This window comes from Streptomyces sp. TP-A0356 (assembly GCF_001417775.1).
GTDB lineage: Bacteria > Actinomycetota > Actinomycetes > Streptomycetales > Streptomycetaceae > Streptomyces.
In genome coordinates this window covers 181,450-198,964 of record NZ_BBZJ01000018.1, presented here as the reverse complement: position 1 = coordinate 198,964, position 17,515 = coordinate 181,450, and the positions used below count along the sequence as shown (strand labels likewise).

Sequence of the window (17,515 nt, the reverse complement as noted above, 5' to 3'; positions counted from 1 at the left end):
CCTACGCGTCCGGCGCCGGCCGTTCCGTGGCCCTTGCGCCCCGGCCGTCCTATGGCCCCGCGCCTCGGCCGTGCCTTGGCCCTTCGCGTCCTGCGCTGGCCGTTCCGTGGCCCTTGCGCCCCGGCCGTCCTGTGGTCCCGCGCCTCGGCCGTGCCCTTGGCCCTACGCGTCCCGCGCCGACCGTCCCGTGCGCCTCACGCGCCGGCCGTCTCCTGGCGCCTGCGGCCCAGCAGTTCGGCCAGGCCGCGCCGCGTCGCCGCCAGGACCACTCGGTCCTCGGGGCGCAGGACATAGGTGGGCGGCAGCTCCCAGATCAGTCCCGAGGGGCGGTCGGAGTCGTCCGTCTCCGGGCCGGGCGACTGGTTGCGTTCCCCGGGCGCCGCGGTGTCCAGGGCGAGCACCCGCCACGCCCCCGCGCGGAACGCCTCGGCGACCGTCCGCCCCTCCAGCTGCGGATGGCCGGCCACGTCCACGGCGGCGAACAGCAGCACCCGCCGCTCCACCGGTATCGCCCCCAGGATCTGCCGCCCCAGCATGGCCCCGGCGAACGCGGGCGCGGCCAGGTGCGACACACTGCGGCTGCGCGTCAGGGCGTGCGGGTGCGCGGCGCGCAGGGTGCGGTAGACGGCGGTCGCGAAGTCGTCGTCGTACAGACGCAGCACGACCCTGAGGTCGGGCCGCAAGGAGCGGGCGTAGAGGACGGCCTCCAGATTCGTGGTGTCGGCACTGGTCAGGGCGAGCAGTGAGTGCGCCCGGTGGATCTTGGCGGCCTCCAGTACGCCTTCCTGCGTCACGTCGCCGAGCACCACCGGCACCCGCAGCCGCCGGGCCGTCGCCAGTCCGCGTGCCTCCGGATCGCCCTCGACGCACACCACCGGGATCTTGAGTTCCCGCAACCGGGTCATCACCCGGGTACCGATCTTGCCGACGCCGAGCAGCACCACGTGCCCCGACAGCCCGCGCGGCGGTTTGCGCAGCGCGGTCCCGCTGCGGAAGGTGCCGAGCGCCTCCAGCACCGCCGCGAGCAGCACGGGCAGCAGCAGCAACCCCACCAGTCCGGACAGCAGTTGCAGGATCTGCCGCCCGACGGGTTCCCCGATCGCGGGGTTGTTGATGGCGAACAGGTCGAGCAGCGTCAAGTACACGGCTGTCAGCGGCCGTTCGTTGGTGACCGCCATCGAGGCGACCGCGAGCGCGACGACACAGCCCACGAGGCCGGCGAACGACCAGCGCAGCCGCCGCGACAGCAGCGAGCCGAGCCGTACGAGGCTGCGCCCGGCGGGCAGCGCCGGACCCGCGTACGAGACGGTCTCCAGAACGACGGTGCCGCGCCCGGTGGCCTCCGCGACCGCCCTCTCGTCCGGCAGGAGACGCGGTCCCTGCTCGCCGCTGCCCTCGGAACCGTCGGCGCCGGCGGGATCGCTGGCCGTCGCGGACAGCAGCGCCAGGGTGCACAGTCCGGGGTCGGCGACCTGGCCGGGCCGCGGCGGCGGGCGCTCGACGGCTCGCAGCATCAGACCGTCGGTCTGCACGACCTTCGTGGTGCCGGCGACGGCGGTCGCGGCCAGCGCGGGGGCGGCGGTGTCGGCGTCGGACAGGACGGTCGTGGACGCGTCGAACGCGTCGTTGCCCCCTTCGGGCCCGCCGGAGGCCAGGGCCGCGGCCTGGTCGAGGAGCGCCTCGATGTGCTGGCCGAGCCGCCGGTTGTAGAGGCGCAGGACCAGCCGCAGCCGTGGGTTGAGGCGACGGGCGGTGAGGGCGGCGCGGATGTTGGTCTCGTCGTCGTCATAGACGAGCGCGAGTGCCGTCGCCCGCTCCACCCCGGCCTCGGCGAGTACGGATTCGGACGCCTCGGCGGCCTCCAACAGACGTGCGACGCCGGGCTGTCCGGCCGTGCGGCCGCCGCCCGCTCCGGTGGCGCGTCCGTCCGTACCACCGCCGTTTCCGTTCCCGTTTCCGTTGCCGTTCCCGTTGCCCGCCGCGCGCGTGACGGCGGCGGAGACCCGGTCGAGCAGCGCGGAGGCGCGGGCGCGGCCCACCACCGGCTGTCGGGCGACCCGATCCGTGGGCGGGACGACGAGCGTCACCTGTTCGCCGTACACCCCGCGCAACTCGGCGGCCAGCCGGTGCGCGAGCCCGTCGTCCCCGCACACCACCATGTGTGCGACGGCGTCGACTGAACCGTTCTGCTGCGGAACGTTTGCCACGGGGAGAAAGACTGCCCTACCAATGACAGTGGTTCCACGGGAACTTGCCGGTCCTGGGGGCGGTGGCCGGCCTACTGGTCGCACCGCAGCGCTGCCGCTCGCCGTGCCCGCCCCTCCGGACCGGCCCCGCTTCCGCCCCCCCGCCCCTCCGGATCGGCCCCGCTTCCGCCCCCCCGCCCCTCCGGATCGGCCCCGCTTCCGCCCCCGCCGCCGCCGTTCGGCCCGCGCGCCGAGGCGGCTCCTTCCCGTCCACGCGATCACCTCTCGAGGCCCGCCCCTGGGACCGCTGCCGTCCGAGCTGTCGTCCGACCGGCAGCCGTATCCCGGGCCGCGCACCCGTGCGCCCCGGGCCACGGCCGCACCGGCGCCTACGCGTACGACACCGCCGTACGCCCCGCCGTCGCCGTACAGCCGCACCCCACGCACCGGACCGCCGCGCCCCCATGGACCGACCGGCAACCGGCCGTCGAGCGCGCCCCGCCACACGACCTGCTCGGCTTCGAAGACGGCGTCGCGCTCCTCGACCTGCTGGCCGCCCTGCCCGACACGACGAGCGGGCGGGAGGCATTCTCACGGAGGCGGACCCCGCACCGGCCGCTCCACCGCCCCACTCTCCCGAACAGGGTGCAGCGGCTACACCTTCGTGTGACGGAGATCAGCCGAAGGTGTGATGGTGATGAGCGAGTCGACGATCTGTGAGCCATACTCGTCTGTGTGCCTCGACGGTGGCCAGGATGGGAATGCCCGTGCGCAATCCGGCACATCGCTCGTGCGGAATGCAGAGACCGTCACATTCGAATACTCAGGCCGGGCGGGTGGCATCGGCTCACCTCGACACGGAAATGAAGATAGCCGGACGACGCAGTAGCCGGATATCGACGACGTCAGCGGCGGAAAGAGCCGCCACCGGCCAGACCAGTCCCTGAGGGGGCCAACATGGCTGTGGAAATTCCGCCCCTGGTAAGACCCTCCCGGCTCAGACGGCGAGGGGGCCTGCTCGGTGATTGCCTCGCAGAATTCCTGGGGACGTTCGTCCTCACCTCCTTCGGCTGCGGCGTGGTGGCCATGGCGGTGGCCGCGCTTCCCGGATCAGGCCGTACCGCAGGACCCACCACCTTCTTCCTCAGCGCCGGCGACTGGCTCCTGATCTCATTGGGCTGGGCCATGGCGGTGACCTTCGGTATCTACGTTGCAGGCGGCGTCAGTGGCGCGCATATCAACCCGGCGGTGACGCTCGCATTCGCGGTGCGTCGTAAATTCCCCTGGGTCAAGGTCCTTCCGTACATGTTGTCGCAGCTGATCGGCGGGTTTGTCGGGGCCGCGCTGGTGTACGGCGTCTATCACGACGCGATCAACACCTTCGACCATGCCATGAAGGGTCCGAAGACGAACGGGCACACCCTGGCCACCTTCTCCATCTTCGGAACCTTCCCCGCACCGTATTTCCACGGCAGTGTCTGGGGCCCGCTCGTGGACCAGATCGTCGGCACGGCCTTCCTCGTCATGTTCGTGGTGGCCGTCATCGACCTGCGTAATACGGCGGTGAAGGCGAACCTCGGACCGCTGGTGATCGGCCTGGTCGTCGCGGCCGTCGGCATGTCGTACGGCGCGAACGCCGGCTATGCCATCAACCCGGCCCGGGACCTCGGCCCACGACTGTTCACCTGGGCCGCCGGCTGGCAGGACCTCGCGATGCCCGGCACCCTCGCCGGCTCCTTCAGCAACTACTTCTGGATCCCCATCGTCGGCCCGCTCATCGGCGGTGTGATCGGGGTGCTGGTCTACGACCTGTTCATCGGCGATGTCCTGTACGTCCGCGCCCGACTGGGCGAAGCCCCGGAGGTGGGCAGGACCCGGCCAGTGAGGACCGCGGACGAGGAGTGACCGATGACCGCGGCCGCGGGAGACCGACGACTGCGGACGTGGGATGACCGAGGATCGCGGACGTGGGATGCCCGAGGACCGCGGACGCGGCATGACCGAGGACCGCGGACACGGGAGGACCGAGGACCGCGGACGCGGAGTGACCCGCACCCCCACGTGCGATCGTCCTCCGTCTCACCCGGCGGTCGAGGGCGTGCGGGCCACGCGTATGAGGAGGACCGCGATGTCGTCCGTGTGCCGGCCGCCGGGCCAGGTGCGGCGGACGAGGCTGTCGATCCGGGCTTCGAGGTCGTGGCCGTGGGTGTCGGCCAGCTGCTTGGCGAGTGCGGTGGTGACCTGGGTGAGGTCGGTGCCGGGGACCTCCACGAGACCGTCGGTGTAAAGGGCCAGGGTGGCGTCATCGGGCAGGGACAGCCGGGTGACCGGGTAGCAGGCGCAGGCGTCTATGCCCAGCAACGGCCCTGGCTCGACGTCCAGCACGCGTGCGTGATCGGGGCCCTCGCACAGCAGCGGAGGGACGTGGCCCGCGCTGGCGAGGGTGACCTCGTCGCGGGACAGGTCCAGATGGGCGTAGAGGCAGGAGACGAGCAGGCCGGTATCCAGGTCGGTGAGGAGCCGGTTGGTGCGGGCCAGGACCTGGTCCGGAGCCGCGCCGGCGGTGGCATGGGCGTGGATGGCGGTGCGCACCTGGCCCATGAGGGCGGCCGCGGCGATGCTGTGGCCCTCGACATCGCCGATGACCGCGGCCGCGGTGGTGTCGTCCAGGCGCAGCAGGTCGTAGAAATCGCCGCCGACGTCCACGCCGTGGCTGCCGGGCAGATAGCGGGCGGCCACGTCCAGTCCCGCCACGGTGGGCAGGGCCCGGGGCAGGAGTGCCTGCTGGAGTCCGTGCACAAGGTTGTGCTGAGTGTCGTACAGCCGTGCGCGGTCCAGGGCCTGGGCGATCAGGCCGGCCAGTGAGGTCAGGACGGCCCGCTCGTCGGCGGTGAAGGCGTGGGGCTGGTGGTAGGAGACGATGCAGCAGCCCACCGGCCGTCCGCTGATGACCAGGGGGAGGAAGGCCCACGCTTGCTTGTCGCTGATCCGGGGCGCCTGGGGATAGGCGCGTGCCATCTCGGCGGGGCTGGTGAAGAAGGCAGGCGTGGCGCTCGCGAGGACCTGGCCGGCGGGAGTGAGTTCGGTGTCGAGCGGCAGTCCGTCGATACGTTCGATGACGTCGGCCGGGTAGCCGCGAACGCCGCTGATTCTCAGGCGGCCGGCGTCGGCGACGGACAGCACCAGACCCTGCGCGCGGAAGGCGGGCAGGACCTGGTCGGCGATCAGGTCGACGAGGTCCCGCACGCTCACCGTCTCGGTGAGCGCGGCGGCCAGATGCACCAGTTGGTAGAGGCGCCCGGTCGGGGTCACCGTGGCGGCGGGCCGGGCCGGGGGATCGGGCGCGGACTGTTCTCCGCCCGGAGTGATGCGGACGCTGATGCCGCTGGTGTCCGGGTAGAGATGGAAGGTCAGCCACTGATCCGGCGGACGCAGAGCGGTGTAGGACAGGGGCGCGCGCGTGACCACCGCGGTGCGGTAGTGGTCTTCGTACACGGGATCGTCCAGCCAGGGCAGTGCCTGCCAGGGCCGGGTGCCGAGCAGTCGTTCGGCGTCACGGCCGAGCAGTTGGGCGGCGGTGGTGGTGAGAAAGGTGATCACGCCGTCCAGATCGAGGGACAGGGCGCCCTCGGGGAGACGTTCCAGGTAGTCCGCCGCTGCCATTCCGGTCTGGGAGGGGTGGTGCGGGGCCTCGGTCGGGACGACGCGCGGATGGTCGGGCAGTGCGGGTGGGCGGGGGGCGTCGTCCAGGAGCCGGGCCAGGCGACGGGCGCTGGAGGCGATGTGGCCGCGTTCGCGAGGCGTGGCCTCCCGGGGGTGGTCGGCGGGCCACGTCAGCACCAGCCCGCCCCAGCATCGGTGCACCCCGGACAGCGCGATGGCGGCGAGAGGGAATTCATAGGGGAGGACGGCGGCGACCCGCGGGTAGTGGCGGGCCATCTCGTCCTGGTCCCCGACCCAGATGAGCCGGCCCTCACGGATCGCATCGGCGACGGGCACGGGAGCGGTGAGCGGCAGGCGCTCCCACGGGGCGGCGAAGTCCGGGGGCAGACCGGACAAGGCCACCAGACGCAGCACCGGCTCCGCCTCTTCGATCAGGTACACAGCACCGATGGAAGCCCCGGTACGCCGCACCGTGTCGGCGAGGACCGTCCCGAGGACGTCGTGCACTGCCCCGGCATCACCCGGTGACTCATCCATCCCCGGCATGGCGTCCTCCGGTCCGCCGTCTTGACGGGCGGCGGAGCGCGGGACCCGGTCCCGCCACCCGGGCCGCACCACGCGTGGGCCCACCCCGCTCGCCGCACACCGGTCGACGGGACCCGCCCGTCACGGAGGCCCACCGGGCGGGCTGCCGCAACCGCCGCTGCCGGGCAACAGGGGCCTCCCGTGGATGAGGAACCACGCGAGCACTGTCGCGACACGGAACACTGCATGCGCCAGCCATAACCGGACGATACGCCCGATAGGGGATTACTGGCATACCGTCGGTGAACCTCTCCCGGGCGGACCAGGGCGGACCAGGGCGGACCTGGCCGGACCCGGGCGGACCTGGGCGGACCCGGGCGACCCAGGGCGGCCCAGGCGGCCAGGCGGCCCAGGCGGCCCAGGCCGCCCGGGCGGGCGAGCCAGAGTGCCGTGAGCGCACGGCGGACCCAGCGCTACCGGTGGTGGGGTGGCCGCGCCGGCGGGGGCGGAATGGTGGACGTGCTGGGGGCGGTTTCGGGCCAGACCAGCAGGACGGGGCAGGGGGCGTGGTCGACGACGAAGCGGCTGGCGGGTCCGAGGCTGCGGGGGCCGAGATGTGTGCGGTCCCCGTCACGGGCGACCACGAGCAGATCGGCGCCCTCCGCGGCGGCCACGACCTCCCGTTCGACGCGGCCCGAGCGTTCCTGCCGGGTACAGGGCCGCCCCAGCCGCTCGGCCGCTGCGGCGAGGACGCGTTCGGCGGCGGCCGCGGCCAGGTCCTCCAGCGCGGTGCCGGGGTCGTTCCCCACGCGGCCACGGCCGAGGAGTCCGGCGTAGGCACCGTGGGCGGCCTCGGCTTCGGGGCCGCTGACATGCAGCAGCACGAGGTCGGACCCCTCGGGCGCATGAACACGGGCGGCGTCGACACAGGCGGGCCAGGTGCCCTCCACGATCCAGGCGATGACGTTCACGGTTACAGCCTCCCCGCTCCCCGAACAATCAGCCGGACGCCACAGCTACGCCGACGACTCGAAAGACCGTCGGCAGCTGCTCCTCTAGTCATCCTCGTGACCATGGGGAAGGACAAGGAACTACGCCGCATCAAGGCTGTGCAGATCGCTCTGACACTGCTCGGCGCCCTGCTGACCACCGGCCTGTAGTGGACCGTGGTGTGGTGGGGGCTGGGCTGGCACTTCCCCGGTTTCTGGACGATCACAGCGAAACTGCCGGTCAAGGGCGGAATCCTGGTACTCGTGGGGCTGGTAGCCCTGGTCGCCTGGATCAGAGACAAGTTCCACTGAGCACCGACAGCCCGTCACATGCGGCAGTCCCGGAGGGCCCTCACCGATTCGGCGAGGGCCCTCTGGTCTGTTACTTCACTGTCGGCGTTGGCGCCGGCCGCCGGAGAGGTCGTATTCGCGGCCGAGCTCGGTGTCCAGGCCGTCCGGCAGGGTGAAGATGTCGTCGGCTAGCCCGACCGCGTCGAGAGCAGTGCGTAGCTCCGCGTCGGATGCCGCGGCGGCGCGGCCCAGTTGGAGGTTGTCGCAGACCGTCCCTTCCAGCAAAGTGAACTGCTGGTCCACGTACACCACTCGTCGACGCAGTTCGTCCAGTGGCGGGGCGTCGCCCACCGGCGCGGTTGCGCCCGTCCCGGCCGGGGCGGGCGCTCGTGTACGCCGTCCGGCTGCTCATTCCCCTCCTGCGGAAGGCTCAGCAGTTCGTTGAAGCGGGCCCGGGCCGCGGGGCCGGACTGAAGGCGGCCGACGCCAGTGGCGACCAACGTGACGGGCGAGACGAGCTGCAGCAGGTAAAGGAGGAAGGCCGCGAAGTCGGACGTGTTCAGGCGCCCGTCCGCCATGCGTGCTCCACCGCCCATGATGACCGCTACCAGGGCGATCCGCTGCCCCAGTCCCATCACCGTAGTCTCAGCGCGTGCTCCATCACCCTGCGGCGCAGGCGCGGGACGGCGTGCTCGCCGAGCTGGGCGAGCAGGTAGCCCGACAGCGCGGACGTGACCGCGGAGCCGAATGCGGCTCCTGCCATCTCCAGCACGGGCCGAGTGACCGACTCGTCCTTCGCGAAGCCCCGCCTCACCGGCGCCTCCTGCAGCCTCGTAGGCAGTTCCTCTCGCACGTGCGGAGTCGCCGCCCCCGCCGTCACCCGCCATCCGGGCGCTCAACGCCTTCACGGAACACACCACTTCGGGCAGCGGCGCCGCGGTGGCCGCGTCCAGCCGACCGGTTGTCACACTTTCAGTCCGCCTGAAGCTCCTCGATGACCTGTTCGGCCATGCGACGCGGGGGCTTCAACCGAGGATCCTCCGGGTGCGCGTACGGCCCGAGGATCTTCGAGCAGACGAACAGCGTCATCAGCTTGCCGTCCCGACTCTCGAAGTCCCGCCGACGCTCCTGCCGTACACGATCGGCCAGAGACGGGACGGCAAGCGAGCTCCCCCACAGTGAGGCGGAGTCCAGTCCCCGCGGGGCGTTCCCCCAGTCCTCCCAGTCGAAAAGACTGAACATTGGGGCCGTCATGTTGGCCCAGTTCAGGTCGGCGTGGGCCGGTACCCAACGCTGGACGGTCGTATCGAAGTCGCCGGAAAAGACAGCTCGGATGGACTCGGTGACCGACGCCTGGGTGATGGTGTCGGTGTCGGGTGTGGCGACCCGCCTCGTCTGGTGCGCTGCCAGCGCGTCCAGAGAGGCGTTCAACCCATCCCACCACTCGTCCGGGAGTTCGGGGGCCTCACTCAGAATGGCGTTTCCGACGGGAGGAGCCGGCAGGAGGTCAGTCTCGTCAGCCCTCCACATCACCGGTTCGTTCGTGTGCCGCCAGACCACGCATCCCTGCCATGTCGGCTGGGCGACGCCATCCAAGCGGGCGGCGCACTCCGCGCCGTTCCATCCTTGATCGGTGATCTTGTCGAGCAAGCGTCGCTCGATGCGGACCCAGGTCTCGCGGTCTGTCCGTGCTCCTACGGACCGGCGCTTGCGCACCACCGTATCCGGTAGGAAACGCACCTGCAGAGACCGCGCTACGCGATCCAGAATCTCGTCAAACCGGCTGTACGCGTAGGTCAACAGCCTGACTCGTGGAGACCGAGAGCGTCATACCCGCGACCGTAGCAGCGGGGCAGCGAGAGGTAGTCCAACACGAGAAACCAGCGGCTACGGTCGGCTACGTCCAGTACCTCACGGGACGAGATCACATGAGCCAGTTCACCGGAACCGCCAGCTACTACCGTCAGTTCCGCCCCGGCATCCCGGAGGACGTCGCCGAGGCCCTGGACCAGGCCACTCCGCCCCGGTCCGGTGGCCGGCGTCGCCTGCTGGACGTCGGCACCGGCACCGGACTGGTTGCTGAGGCACTGCTCGGCCGGTTTGACGACATCATCGCCATCGACAACGACGCCGACATGCTTGCCGCGGCGGAATCGGCGCTGCGCCCGAAGCTGCCCGAAGGCACGCGCCTGTCGCTCGTCGAGAGCACCGCCGAGGACTTCGTGCCGCCCGCCAGATGGAAGGCCGACCTGGTCACGATCTGCCGCGCGTTCCACTGGCTCGACCAAGCAGCCGTCCTGGGCCGCCTGGACGGCCAGGTCGCACCCGACGGTGTCGTGGCCATCTTCGGTGACAGCAGCTTCTGGACCGCGACCAGCCCCTGGAAGGAGGCCGTCCGGGACGTCATCAAGACGTTCCTCGGCGAGGAACGCCGCGCGGGCTCCGGCACCTTCCAGCACCACAACCGCCCGTACAGCGAGATCATGGAGGAATCGCCCTTCGACCAGGTCGAGGAGGCACGGGTTCCCGTGCACCGCACCTGGACCACCGAGAGCATCCTCGGCTACCTCTACTCCACCTCCTTCGCAGCACCCCACCTCTTCGGCGACCGGCTGCCCGAGTTCGGGACCGCGGTCAAGGAGCGGCTCACGGACTTCAGCAAGGACGACACCTTCCCGGAGGAGAACGAGTTCCTGATCCGCTTCGGGCGGCGGAGCGGGAGGTGACACCCGACAGTACGAGAGGGCCCGCCGCCAGCCTCGGACACGGTCGATCACGACGCAACGCACAACACGCCCTATCGACGTCACCCGGAGCTTAGGGTCAGGTCCATGACCGTAGGGGAGCGCGTCGTCGTTGTCGGGGCTGGGGTGGCTGGGCTCACCACGGCCGTCGTTCTCGCCGAGGCCGGGGCTTCGGTGCACGTAATCGCCGAGCAGGTGCCCCGGTGTCACGTCGCTGGCGGCCGGGGCGATGTGGGGCCCTTATCTGCTCGAGCCGAAGGACAAGGTCGACCAGTGGGAACAACGGTCGCTTGAGATCTTTCGGGAGCTGGCGCAGGATCCCGGCGACGGGCGTCCGGCTGACCAGCGGCATCGAGGCGTCCCGCACGGCCGAGGCCGCGCCAGACTGGGCCACGACCCTGCCCGGTTTTCGGCCGTGCGAGCCCGCCGAACTGCCGCCCGGGTTCACGGCGGGTTACCGGTTCACCGTGCCGCTGATCGATATGCCCACGTACCTCGACTACTTCCTGCGCCGGCTCCGCGATGCCGGGCGGCGCTCGGCGCCGGCAGCGTGCTGGGCGCCGGGGATCCTGGGCGTCGACTGCCTCAGGCGAGTGGGTCGTGAGGGGTTTCGGGCAGGGCGGCCAGGTGGGCGCTGCGCCGCAGTCGCCAGACGAGGACGTCGCTGATGGAGGTGGCGGTGTCGAGCTCGCGCCGTCGGGTGGCTTCGGTCAGCAGGGTTGCCGGGTTGTGGCCAGCTCTGCGGGCGTCGTCGAGGGTGGCGGCCAGGGCGGGCCAGCCGGCCATGGCCTGGACCGTGCGGCCAGGTCCGGCAGCACCTGGTGGAGAAGGGCGGCTTGCCGCTGGCGAACGCGGGGGGCCAGACGTTGGCCTCGCTGGCAGAGGACGGCCATGGGTTCACCTGCGGCGACTTGGTGGGCGGTGCGCAGGTGTTCGGCAGCTTGCCGGGCGGCAGCGGCCCGCTGGCCGTGGTGCTTCTTGGCGTGCCAATTCAAGTTGGCTCCCAAACGGTTCCCAAAGCCACCCCAGAAACCACTCAGGGACCCGACCCGCGATGCGGATCAGGCCCCTGACCTGGTACTTCACTGTCGGGGTGGCGGGATTTGAACCCACGACCTCTTCGTCCCGAACGAAGCGCGCTGCCAAGCTGCGCTACACCCCGATGCCGCTGCTCTCGCGGCGACGTCGTTTACTTTAGCCCACTGGTGGCTGGAGACGAAATCCGGTTTTGCGGCGTCGGCGGCGAGTCGGGTCCGGGCGGAAGTGGTCGATGACGACCAGGAGCAGGGCCAGGCCGAAGAACGTCAGGCCGAGCAGGAGCGCGTTGCCGAGGACGCTCTTGTAGCCGAGCCGGTCCACCTCAAGGAACGGGTAGAGATAGCGACCCTCCCTGCCCGGCGGGATCAGCGCGCCCCGCACCAGGGAGAAGGCCAGGTACGCCATGGGGTACAGCAGCCACTTCCTCGCGTGCCGCAGGCGCAGTGGGGCGGCCGGGCTCGTCAGCAGCAGCCAGTCCAGCACTGCCGCGGCCGGCGTCACCGTGTGCAGCACCTGGTTGGCGAGCGCGGCCCAGCCTGTGGGCGCGCCGGACCGGCCGGTCATGGAGAACGGGCCCGGCTCGTTCACCAGGAGCACGTGATAGACCAGACCCGCGATCACGACGTAGAACAGCGCGCCGCCGGTCACCAGCGGCGACAGCGGGCGGCGGGCCGTCCCCGCCCGCCACGCCGACAGGGCGAAGACCAGCGCGAGGAGCACGTTGCTCTCGATCGTGAAGTAGCTCAGCACCCGGCCCGGGCTGCCGAGGAGCAGGTCGACGGCCACCGCCGCCGCGGCCGTCACGGCCACCAGGAAGCGGTAGAGGGCGGCCAGCGGGCGGTATACCGGAGCCACCACGGCGGCGGCGGGGACGAAGGACGGTCGCAGCCTGGGTCTGCCCGGCACCGCGGGGAGGTCCGGAATGTCCTTGGGTATCGGCGTGCTCATGCCCTCACGCTAAGGAGATGGGACAAAACGGGCGATATGGGTGATCCAGATGGGTTACGTTTGCCGGATTCCTCCATGAAGCTCCTGGCTCTCTCCGCGGAGCTTCGGGTCCACCTCCGCGGAGAGCACCGGGAGCTCCGTCGAACGGTGCCGGTCGGCCTCGGCTCCCTGCGCTACTCCCGCTCCACCAGGGTCAGCAACGTCGCCTCCGGAGGGCAGGCGAACCGTACCGGCGTGTAGCGGTTCGTCCCGCAGCCCGCCGACACGTGGAGGTACGAGGTCCGCCCCTCCGCGGTGTGTCGGGACAGACCCTTCACCCGGTCCGTGTCCAGGTCGCAGTTGGTGACCAGGGCGCCGTAGAAGGGGATGCACAACTGGCCGCCGTGGGTGTGGCCCGCCAGGATCAGCGGGTAGCCGTCCGCCGTGAAGGCGTCCAGGCTGCGCAGGTACGGCGCATGGACCACGCCCATCGAGAAGTCAGCCGACGCGGAAGGGCCGCCCGCCACGCGCGCGTACCGGTCGCGCTTGATGTGCGGGTCGTCCAGGCCCGTCAGTTCTATCTCCAGGCCCTCGATCTTCACCGTGCCGCGTGTGTTCGTCAGGTTCCGCCAGCCCGCGGCGTCGAAGCCGTCGCGCAGGTCCTCCCAGGGGTTGTGGATGGCGCCGACCACCGGCGGGTTTCCGTTCAGGCCGTGGCGGCCTCTCGTCTTCTCCACCAAGTAGCGGGCGGGGTTGCGGGGCCTGGGGCCGTAGTAGTCGTTCGAACCGAAGACGTACGCCCCGGGGAACTCCATCAGCGGGCCCAGCGCGTCCAGCACCTCCGGCACGCCCTCCGGGTCGGAGAGGTTGTCCCCGGTGTTGATCACGAAGTCCGGGCACAGTCCCGCCAGCGAGCGCAGCCAGCGCTGCTTCTTGCGCTGCCCGCTCACCATGTGGATGTCGGACACCTGAAGGACCCGCAGCGGGCGCGCCCCCGGCGGCAGCACCGGGACCGTCACCCGGCGCAGCCGGAAGGAACGGGTCTCGAACCCGGCCGAGTACAGCACTCCGGCGGCGGCCACCGCCGTGATTCCCAGGGGTACTCCGTATAGCGCGCGCATACGACCATCGTGTCAGAAACGGCCGAGACCACGCGCTCGCCTGTGGAGGACCGCTGCGGGCCCGGCGGATCACGCAACCCCTGAAATCAACGGGCGGCCGGCCCGTCACACCTGCGACAATCGGAGCCATGACCACGCTCAAGTCGAAGCTGCACGAAGACCTCAACGCCGCGATCAAGGAGCGTGACGAGCTCCGCTCCTCGACGCTCCGGCTGACGCTCGCCGCGATCACCAAGGAAGAGGTCGCGGGCAAGGAGAAGCGCGAGCTCTCCGACGAGGAGGTCACCACGGTGATCACCCGCGAGGCGAAGAAGCGCCGGGAGGCCGCGGACGCCTTCGCGCAGGGCGGGCGCCCCGAGCAGGCCGAGCGGGAGAAGGCGGAGGGCGAGGTGCTCGCCACGTACCTGCCCAAGCAGCTGTCCGACGACGAGCTCCGGCAGATCGTCGCGCAGGCCGTGGAGGAGGCGAAGGCGGCCGGCGCCGAGGGCCCGCGCGCCATGGGTCAGGTCATGAAGATCGTGAACCCGAAGGTGGCCGGCCAGGCGGAGGGCGGCCGCGTCGCCGCCGTGGTCAAGCAGCTCCTCGCGGGCGGCTGACCGGCGCCCGCCTCGCCCGAGGCGGGTACGACAGCGGGGGCGCCCCTCCGAGTGAGGGGCGCCCCCGTCGGCGTACAGGAACCGGGGCCTTCGCGACCCGAAGGGCCCTAGCCGTGCCGCCCGCCGAAGCCGTTGCCGTTCCCGCCGTTTCCGTTCCCCTGGATCCAGCCCGGCGGGATGGAGAACGAAGGCGCCGGGGACGTGCCGCCGCCGGTGTTTCCTCCGGTGATCAGGCCGCCGATCAGCCCGCCCGCGGTCTGCCCGCCGTTGCCGTTGCCGTTCCCGTTGCCGTTCCCCCCGTCGCCCTTCCCATGGTTGCCATCGGGGATGTTGACGAGGTTGAAGTCCTGGACCGGCTTGCCCGACAGCGCGCCCGTCATCATGTCGCGCCAGATCGGGCCCGGGACCTTACCGCCGTAGACCTTGTCCCAGGTGGTGCCGCCGATGCTGATGTTGACCATGCGCCGCTTGTGCGCCGGGTCGCCGACCCAGACGGCGCCCGCCATGTTCGGCGTGTAGCCGACGAACCAGGCCGCGTAGCGGAAGTCCGTCGTACCGGTCTTGCCCGCGCTGGGACGGCTGCCGAGGCCGGCCTCCGTGCCCGTACCGTCCTCGACCACGCCCTTCAGGATGGTGTTGATCGTGTCCGCGGTGGTCTCCGACATCGCGCGCGAGCACGACGACTTCGGGACGGGCAGGGACTTCCTCTGGTTGCCGTCGGCCTGCGTGATCGACTGGATGGCGACCGGCGTGCAGTACGTGCCGCGGTCGGCGAAGGTCGCGTACGCGCTCGCCATCGTCAGCGGCGACATCTCCTGGGTGCCGAGCGCGATCGACGGGGCCTCGGTGATCTTCGCGCCGTCCGCGCGGTTCACGCCCATCTTCTTGGCCATGTCTATCACCGGGCAGATGCCGATGTCGCTGATCAGCTGCACGTAGTAGGTGTTGACCGACTTGGCGGTCGCCTCCTTCATGCCGTACGGGCCGTGCTCCGACGCGTTCTCATTGGTGAGCTTGGAGCCGTCCGTGTTCATCCAGTTCCTGCCGTTGCAGGCGGTGACGGGGCTCGGGTACGGCATCTCGTACGGCGACGGGTACTCCTGGGTCGCCGCCTTGCCGCCCTCGATGGCGGCCGCGGCCACGATCGGCTTGAAGGTCGAACCGGGCTGGTAGCCCGCGCCGCCGCCCATGGCCTTGTCCACCGAGAGGTTGATCTGCGTCTCGTCCTTGCCGAAGCCGTACGGACGGGACTGGCCCATCGCGAGGATCTTGCCGGTGCCGGGCTCGACGATGGTCGCTGCCGTGGCCACCTCGTCGCTCTTGTTGACGTGGTCCTTGATGGACTGCTGCACCGACTGCTGGGCCGCCGGGTCGAGCGTCGTACGGATCGTCAGACCGCCGCGGTTCCAGATCTTCGCCCGGTCCGCCTGGGTCTTGCCGAACACCGGGTCGTTCCGGAAGACCTCGCGCACGTAGTCACAGAAGAAGCCCGCGCCCTTGACCGCCGTGATGCAGCCGTTCTTCGGCTGGCTCACATGCAGCCCGAGGCCGGTCTGCTTGGCCTTGTCGGCCTCGGCCTGCGAGATGTCGTGCAGCTCGGCCATGCGCTGCAGCACCACGTTGCGCCGCTTCCTGGCCTCCGCCTCGTCGTTCACCGGGTCGTACCGCGTGGGCGACTGGACGAGGCCGGCGAGGAGCGCGGCCTCCTGGAGGTTCAGGTCCTTGGCGTGCTTGGAGAAGTAGCGCTGGGAGGCCGCCTCCACTCCGTAGGCCTGCTGCCCGAAGAACGTGATGTTCAGGTAGTTCTCGAGGATCTTCTTCTTGCCGAGCTTGTTCTCGATCTGGATCGCGTACTTCAGCTCGCGGATCTTGCGGCCGATGGTCTGCTGGGTGGCCTGGGCGACCTTCGTCGGGTCGTCGCCGGCCTCCTCCACGAAGTAGTTCTTCACCAGCTGCTGCGTGAGTGTGGAGGCGCCCTGGGCCACTCCACCGCTCTGCGCGTTCTGGTTCAGCGCGCGCAGGACGCCCTTCAGGTCGATCGCGCCGTGCTGGTAGAACCGCGAGTCCTCGATCGCGACGATCGCCTTCTGTATGTACGGCGACATGTCCTTGAGGTCCACCACCGTGCGGTCGCGCGAGTAGACCATGGCGATCTCGCCGCCCTGGCTGTCCAGGATGGTGGTCCGCTGGCTCAGCTGCGGGCTCTTCAGATTGGCGGGAATGTCGTCGAATCCCTGGACCGTGCCCTTTGCCGCGAGTCCGAGCGCACCCGCGGCGGGCATCGCGATGCCGGCCATCACCGCCCCCGCGAGCACACTCACTCCGAGGAACTTGGCGGCCTGCTGCGCGGGGGACAGCCCCCCGCCCGAGCGCTTCTTTGGCATGAGGGCAGCCTACGTTCTCATTCGCCGGACACGCGTATATGCCTTGGCCTAAGCTGCTCCCAACTGTCACAGCAGTAGGGCCATGTATCAAGTACGTCCGGCGACCCCGAATCGTTCCGGTGTTCCCCCAACTTCTCTGTTGGATGCGTGTCCGAATCCGCCTCGTGTGTCACCGGGCGTCCGTTGTGACTCAACTGAACTGACCAGTTCTGCCCGGAAAAGTCGCGTATGTCGCCAGCTCACTCCCCCGGGTGATCTGCCGCTTACCCATAGTCCGTTCGGACCATTCAAGATTGGGCCCGCAGGGGGTGTTGCGCTGTGCCCACCTTCCGTAACGTCCTCAACTGGCGGCGGTGAATATGCCGCTGCCGCCGTGGGGGAGCCTCGATTCGGGAGAGGACGGCGCCGGTATGGGCTGGGTAACCGACTGGAGTGCGCAGGCGGCCTGCCGCACTACCGATCCGGATGAACTGTTCGTTCAAGGAGCAGCGCAGAACAGGGCCAAGGCAGTGTGCACCGGGTGCCCGGTACGCACGGAGTGCCTGGCCGACGCGCTGGACAACCGCGTCGAATTCGGCGTATGGGGTGGCATGACGGAGCGGGAGCGCCGCGCACTGCTGCGCAGGCGACCGACCGTCACCTCGTGGCGTCGCCTGCTGGAGACCGCACGTACGGAGTACGAGCGCGGAGCGGGCCTGCTGCCCCTCGACGAGGAAGAGACGTACGCGAACTACGCGGCGGTGGGCTGAGGGCAGCCACTGCCGGGCATGGCTGTCCGCGGCCGCGGGGTGCCGACGCCCCCGTGGTGTGTCCCCGGGGTGTGTCGATGTGCCCTGGGCGCGCCCTGGCACAGGGGGAGCGCGTGTCCTGGTGGCTGATGCCTCAAGTGGCGTGCTCTACGGGGCAGGTGTGCCGCGTGCGGCACGGGCGTGCGCCCTCTTCGGCTTGGGCGTGCTGTCACGATGGGCGCTCGGGCCGCGGCGCTGGGCCTGCCGGGCCGGGCCCACCGCGCAACCCGTGGCTCGATGCCGCGCCTTGAACACATGGGCGG

At 70.5% G+C, this 17,515-nt stretch carries 12 protein-coding genes, 1 tRNA gene and 3 pseudogenes; 5 read left to right on the top strand and 11 right to left on the bottom strand.

Features of this window, described 5'->3' with window-relative positions:
• Positions 1-194 precede the first annotated feature (194 nt).
• Positions 195-2,159, bottom strand: coding sequence for an NAD(P)-binding protein (locus tag ASC56_RS16085; RefSeq protein ID WP_055492254.1), 1,965 nt, complete (start codon positions 2,157-2,159; stop codon positions 195-197).
• Positions 2,160-3,143: 984 nt separating this feature from the next.
• Between ASC56_RS16085 and ASC56_RS16080 the strand changes: the two genes are divergently transcribed.
• Entirely contained in the window at positions 3,144-4,091 is a 948-nt protein-coding gene (locus ASC56_RS16080) for an MIP/aquaporin family protein (RefSeq protein WP_055492096.1), read from the top strand.
• Between the two features lie 174 nt (positions 4,092-4,265).
• On the opposite strand, the gene ASC56_RS16075 is transcribed toward ASC56_RS16080, so the two are convergent.
• The 5 genes and pseudogenes from ASC56_RS16075 to ASC56_RS16055 form a co-directional block, all read right to left on the bottom strand.
• Entirely contained in the window at positions 4,266-6,395 is a 2,130-nt protein-coding gene (locus ASC56_RS16075) for a SpoIIE family protein phosphatase (protein ID WP_079102529.1), read from the bottom strand.
• A gap of 452 nt (positions 6,396-6,847) precedes the next feature.
• The gene (locus ASC56_RS16070; RefSeq protein ID WP_055492095.1) at positions 6,848-7,345 is read right to left on the bottom strand and encodes a universal stress protein; all 498 of its coding nucleotides are present in this window, start codon (positions 7,343-7,345) and stop codon (positions 6,848-6,850) included.
• Between the two features lie 405 nt (positions 7,346-7,750).
• A complete protein-coding gene (locus tag ASC56_RS16065) occupies positions 7,751-8,005 on the bottom strand; it encodes a hypothetical protein (protein ID WP_159039659.1) in 255 nt (84 codons plus the stop codon).
• Positions 8,006-8,288: 283 nt separating this feature from the next.
• Positions 8,289-8,468, bottom strand: a complete 180-nt coding sequence (locus ASC56_RS16060) for a hypothetical protein (protein WP_159039658.1) — start codon at positions 8,466-8,468, stop codon at positions 8,289-8,291.
• Positions 8,469-8,626: 158 nt separating this feature from the next.
• Positions 8,627-9,485, bottom strand: a pseudogene (locus tag ASC56_RS16055) (hypothetical protein).
• 97 nt (positions 9,486-9,582) lie between these two features.
• Between ASC56_RS16055 and ASC56_RS16050 the strand changes: the two are divergent.
• Together ASC56_RS16050 and ASC56_RS38050 are read left to right on the top strand one after the other, a co-directional pair.
• Positions 9,583-10,380, top strand: coding sequence for a trans-aconitate 2-methyltransferase (locus tag ASC56_RS16050; RefSeq protein WP_055492092.1), 798 nt, complete (start codon positions 9,583-9,585; stop codon positions 10,378-10,380).
• A 105-nt stretch (positions 10,381-10,485) separates the two neighbouring features.
• Positions 10,486-10,928, top strand: a pseudogene (locus ASC56_RS38050) (FAD-dependent oxidoreductase); the annotation flags it as partial.
• 55 nt (positions 10,929-10,983) lie between these two features.
• Here ASC56_RS38050 and ASC56_RS38045 read toward each other — a convergent pair.
• The 4 genes and pseudogenes from ASC56_RS38045 to ASC56_RS16030 form a co-directional block, all read right to left on the bottom strand.
• Positions 10,984-11,399 (bottom strand): annotated as a pseudogene (locus ASC56_RS38045) (mobilization protein); the annotation flags it as partial.
• 87 nt (positions 11,400-11,486) lie between these two features.
• Positions 11,487-11,560 (bottom strand) — tRNA-Pro (locus ASC56_RS16040).
• A gap of 32 nt (positions 11,561-11,592) precedes the next feature.
• Positions 11,593-12,384, bottom strand: coding sequence for a Pr6Pr family membrane protein (locus ASC56_RS16035; protein ID WP_055492090.1), 792 nt, complete (start codon positions 12,382-12,384; stop codon positions 11,593-11,595).
• A 173-nt stretch (positions 12,385-12,557) separates the two neighbouring features.
• Positions 12,558-13,484, bottom strand: coding sequence for a metallophosphoesterase (locus tag ASC56_RS16030; RefSeq protein ID WP_055492089.1), 927 nt, complete (start codon positions 13,482-13,484; stop codon positions 12,558-12,560).
• Between the two features lie 128 nt (positions 13,485-13,612).
• Here ASC56_RS16030 and ASC56_RS16025 point away from each other — a divergent pair, with 128 nt between their 5' ends.
• Entirely contained in the window at positions 13,613-14,080 is a 468-nt protein-coding gene (locus tag ASC56_RS16025) for a GatB/YqeY domain-containing protein (protein ID WP_055492088.1), read from the top strand.
• Between the two features lie 107 nt (positions 14,081-14,187).
• On the opposite strand, the gene ASC56_RS16020 is transcribed toward ASC56_RS16025, so the two are convergent.
• On the bottom strand, positions 14,188-16,464 hold the full coding sequence (locus tag ASC56_RS16020) for a transglycosylase domain-containing protein (protein ID WP_055492087.1): 2,277 nt from the start codon (positions 16,462-16,464) through the stop codon (positions 14,188-14,190).
• A gap of 410 nt (positions 16,465-16,874) precedes the next feature.
• Between ASC56_RS16020 and ASC56_RS16015 the strand changes: the two genes are divergently transcribed.
• Positions 16,875-17,213 (top strand): WhiB family transcriptional regulator, encoded by a 339-nt coding sequence (locus tag ASC56_RS16015; RefSeq protein WP_055492086.1) that lies wholly within the window; start codon positions 16,875-16,877, stop codon positions 17,211-17,213.
• Positions 17,214-17,515: the final 302 nt, after the last annotated feature.

Coding starts and splice junctions, on each gene's coding strand:
- ASC56_RS16020 (WP_055492087.1), bottom strand. CDS start 16,464: ATGCCAAAGAAGCGCTCGGGCGGGGGGCTGTCCCCCGCGCAGCAGGCC.
- ASC56_RS16015 (WP_055492086.1), top strand. CDS start 16,875: ATGGGCTGGGTAACCGACTGGAGTGCGCAGGCGGCCTGCCGCACTACC.
- ASC56_RS16025 (WP_055492088.1), top strand. CDS start 13,613: ATGACCACGCTCAAGTCGAAGCTGCACGAAGACCTCAACGCCGCGATC.
- ASC56_RS16080 (WP_055492096.1), top strand. CDS start 3,144: ATGGCTGTGGAAATTCCGCCCCTGGTAAGACCCTCCCGGCTCAGACGG.
- ASC56_RS16030 (WP_055492089.1), bottom strand. CDS start 13,484: ATGCGCGCGCTATACGGAGTACCCCTGGGAATCACGGCGGTGGCCGCC.
- ASC56_RS16035 (WP_055492090.1), bottom strand. CDS start 12,384: ATGAGCACGCCGATACCCAAGGACATTCCGGACCTCCCCGCGGTGCCG.
- ASC56_RS16050 (WP_055492092.1), top strand. CDS start 9,583: ATGAGCCAGTTCACCGGAACCGCCAGCTACTACCGTCAGTTCCGCCCC.
- ASC56_RS16075 (WP_079102529.1), bottom strand. CDS start 6,395: ATGCCGGGGATGGATGAGTCACCGGGTGATGCCGGGGCAGTGCACGAC.
- ASC56_RS16085 (WP_055492254.1), bottom strand. CDS start 2,159: ATGGTGGTGTGCGGGGACGACGGGCTCGCGCACCGGCTGGCCGCCGAG.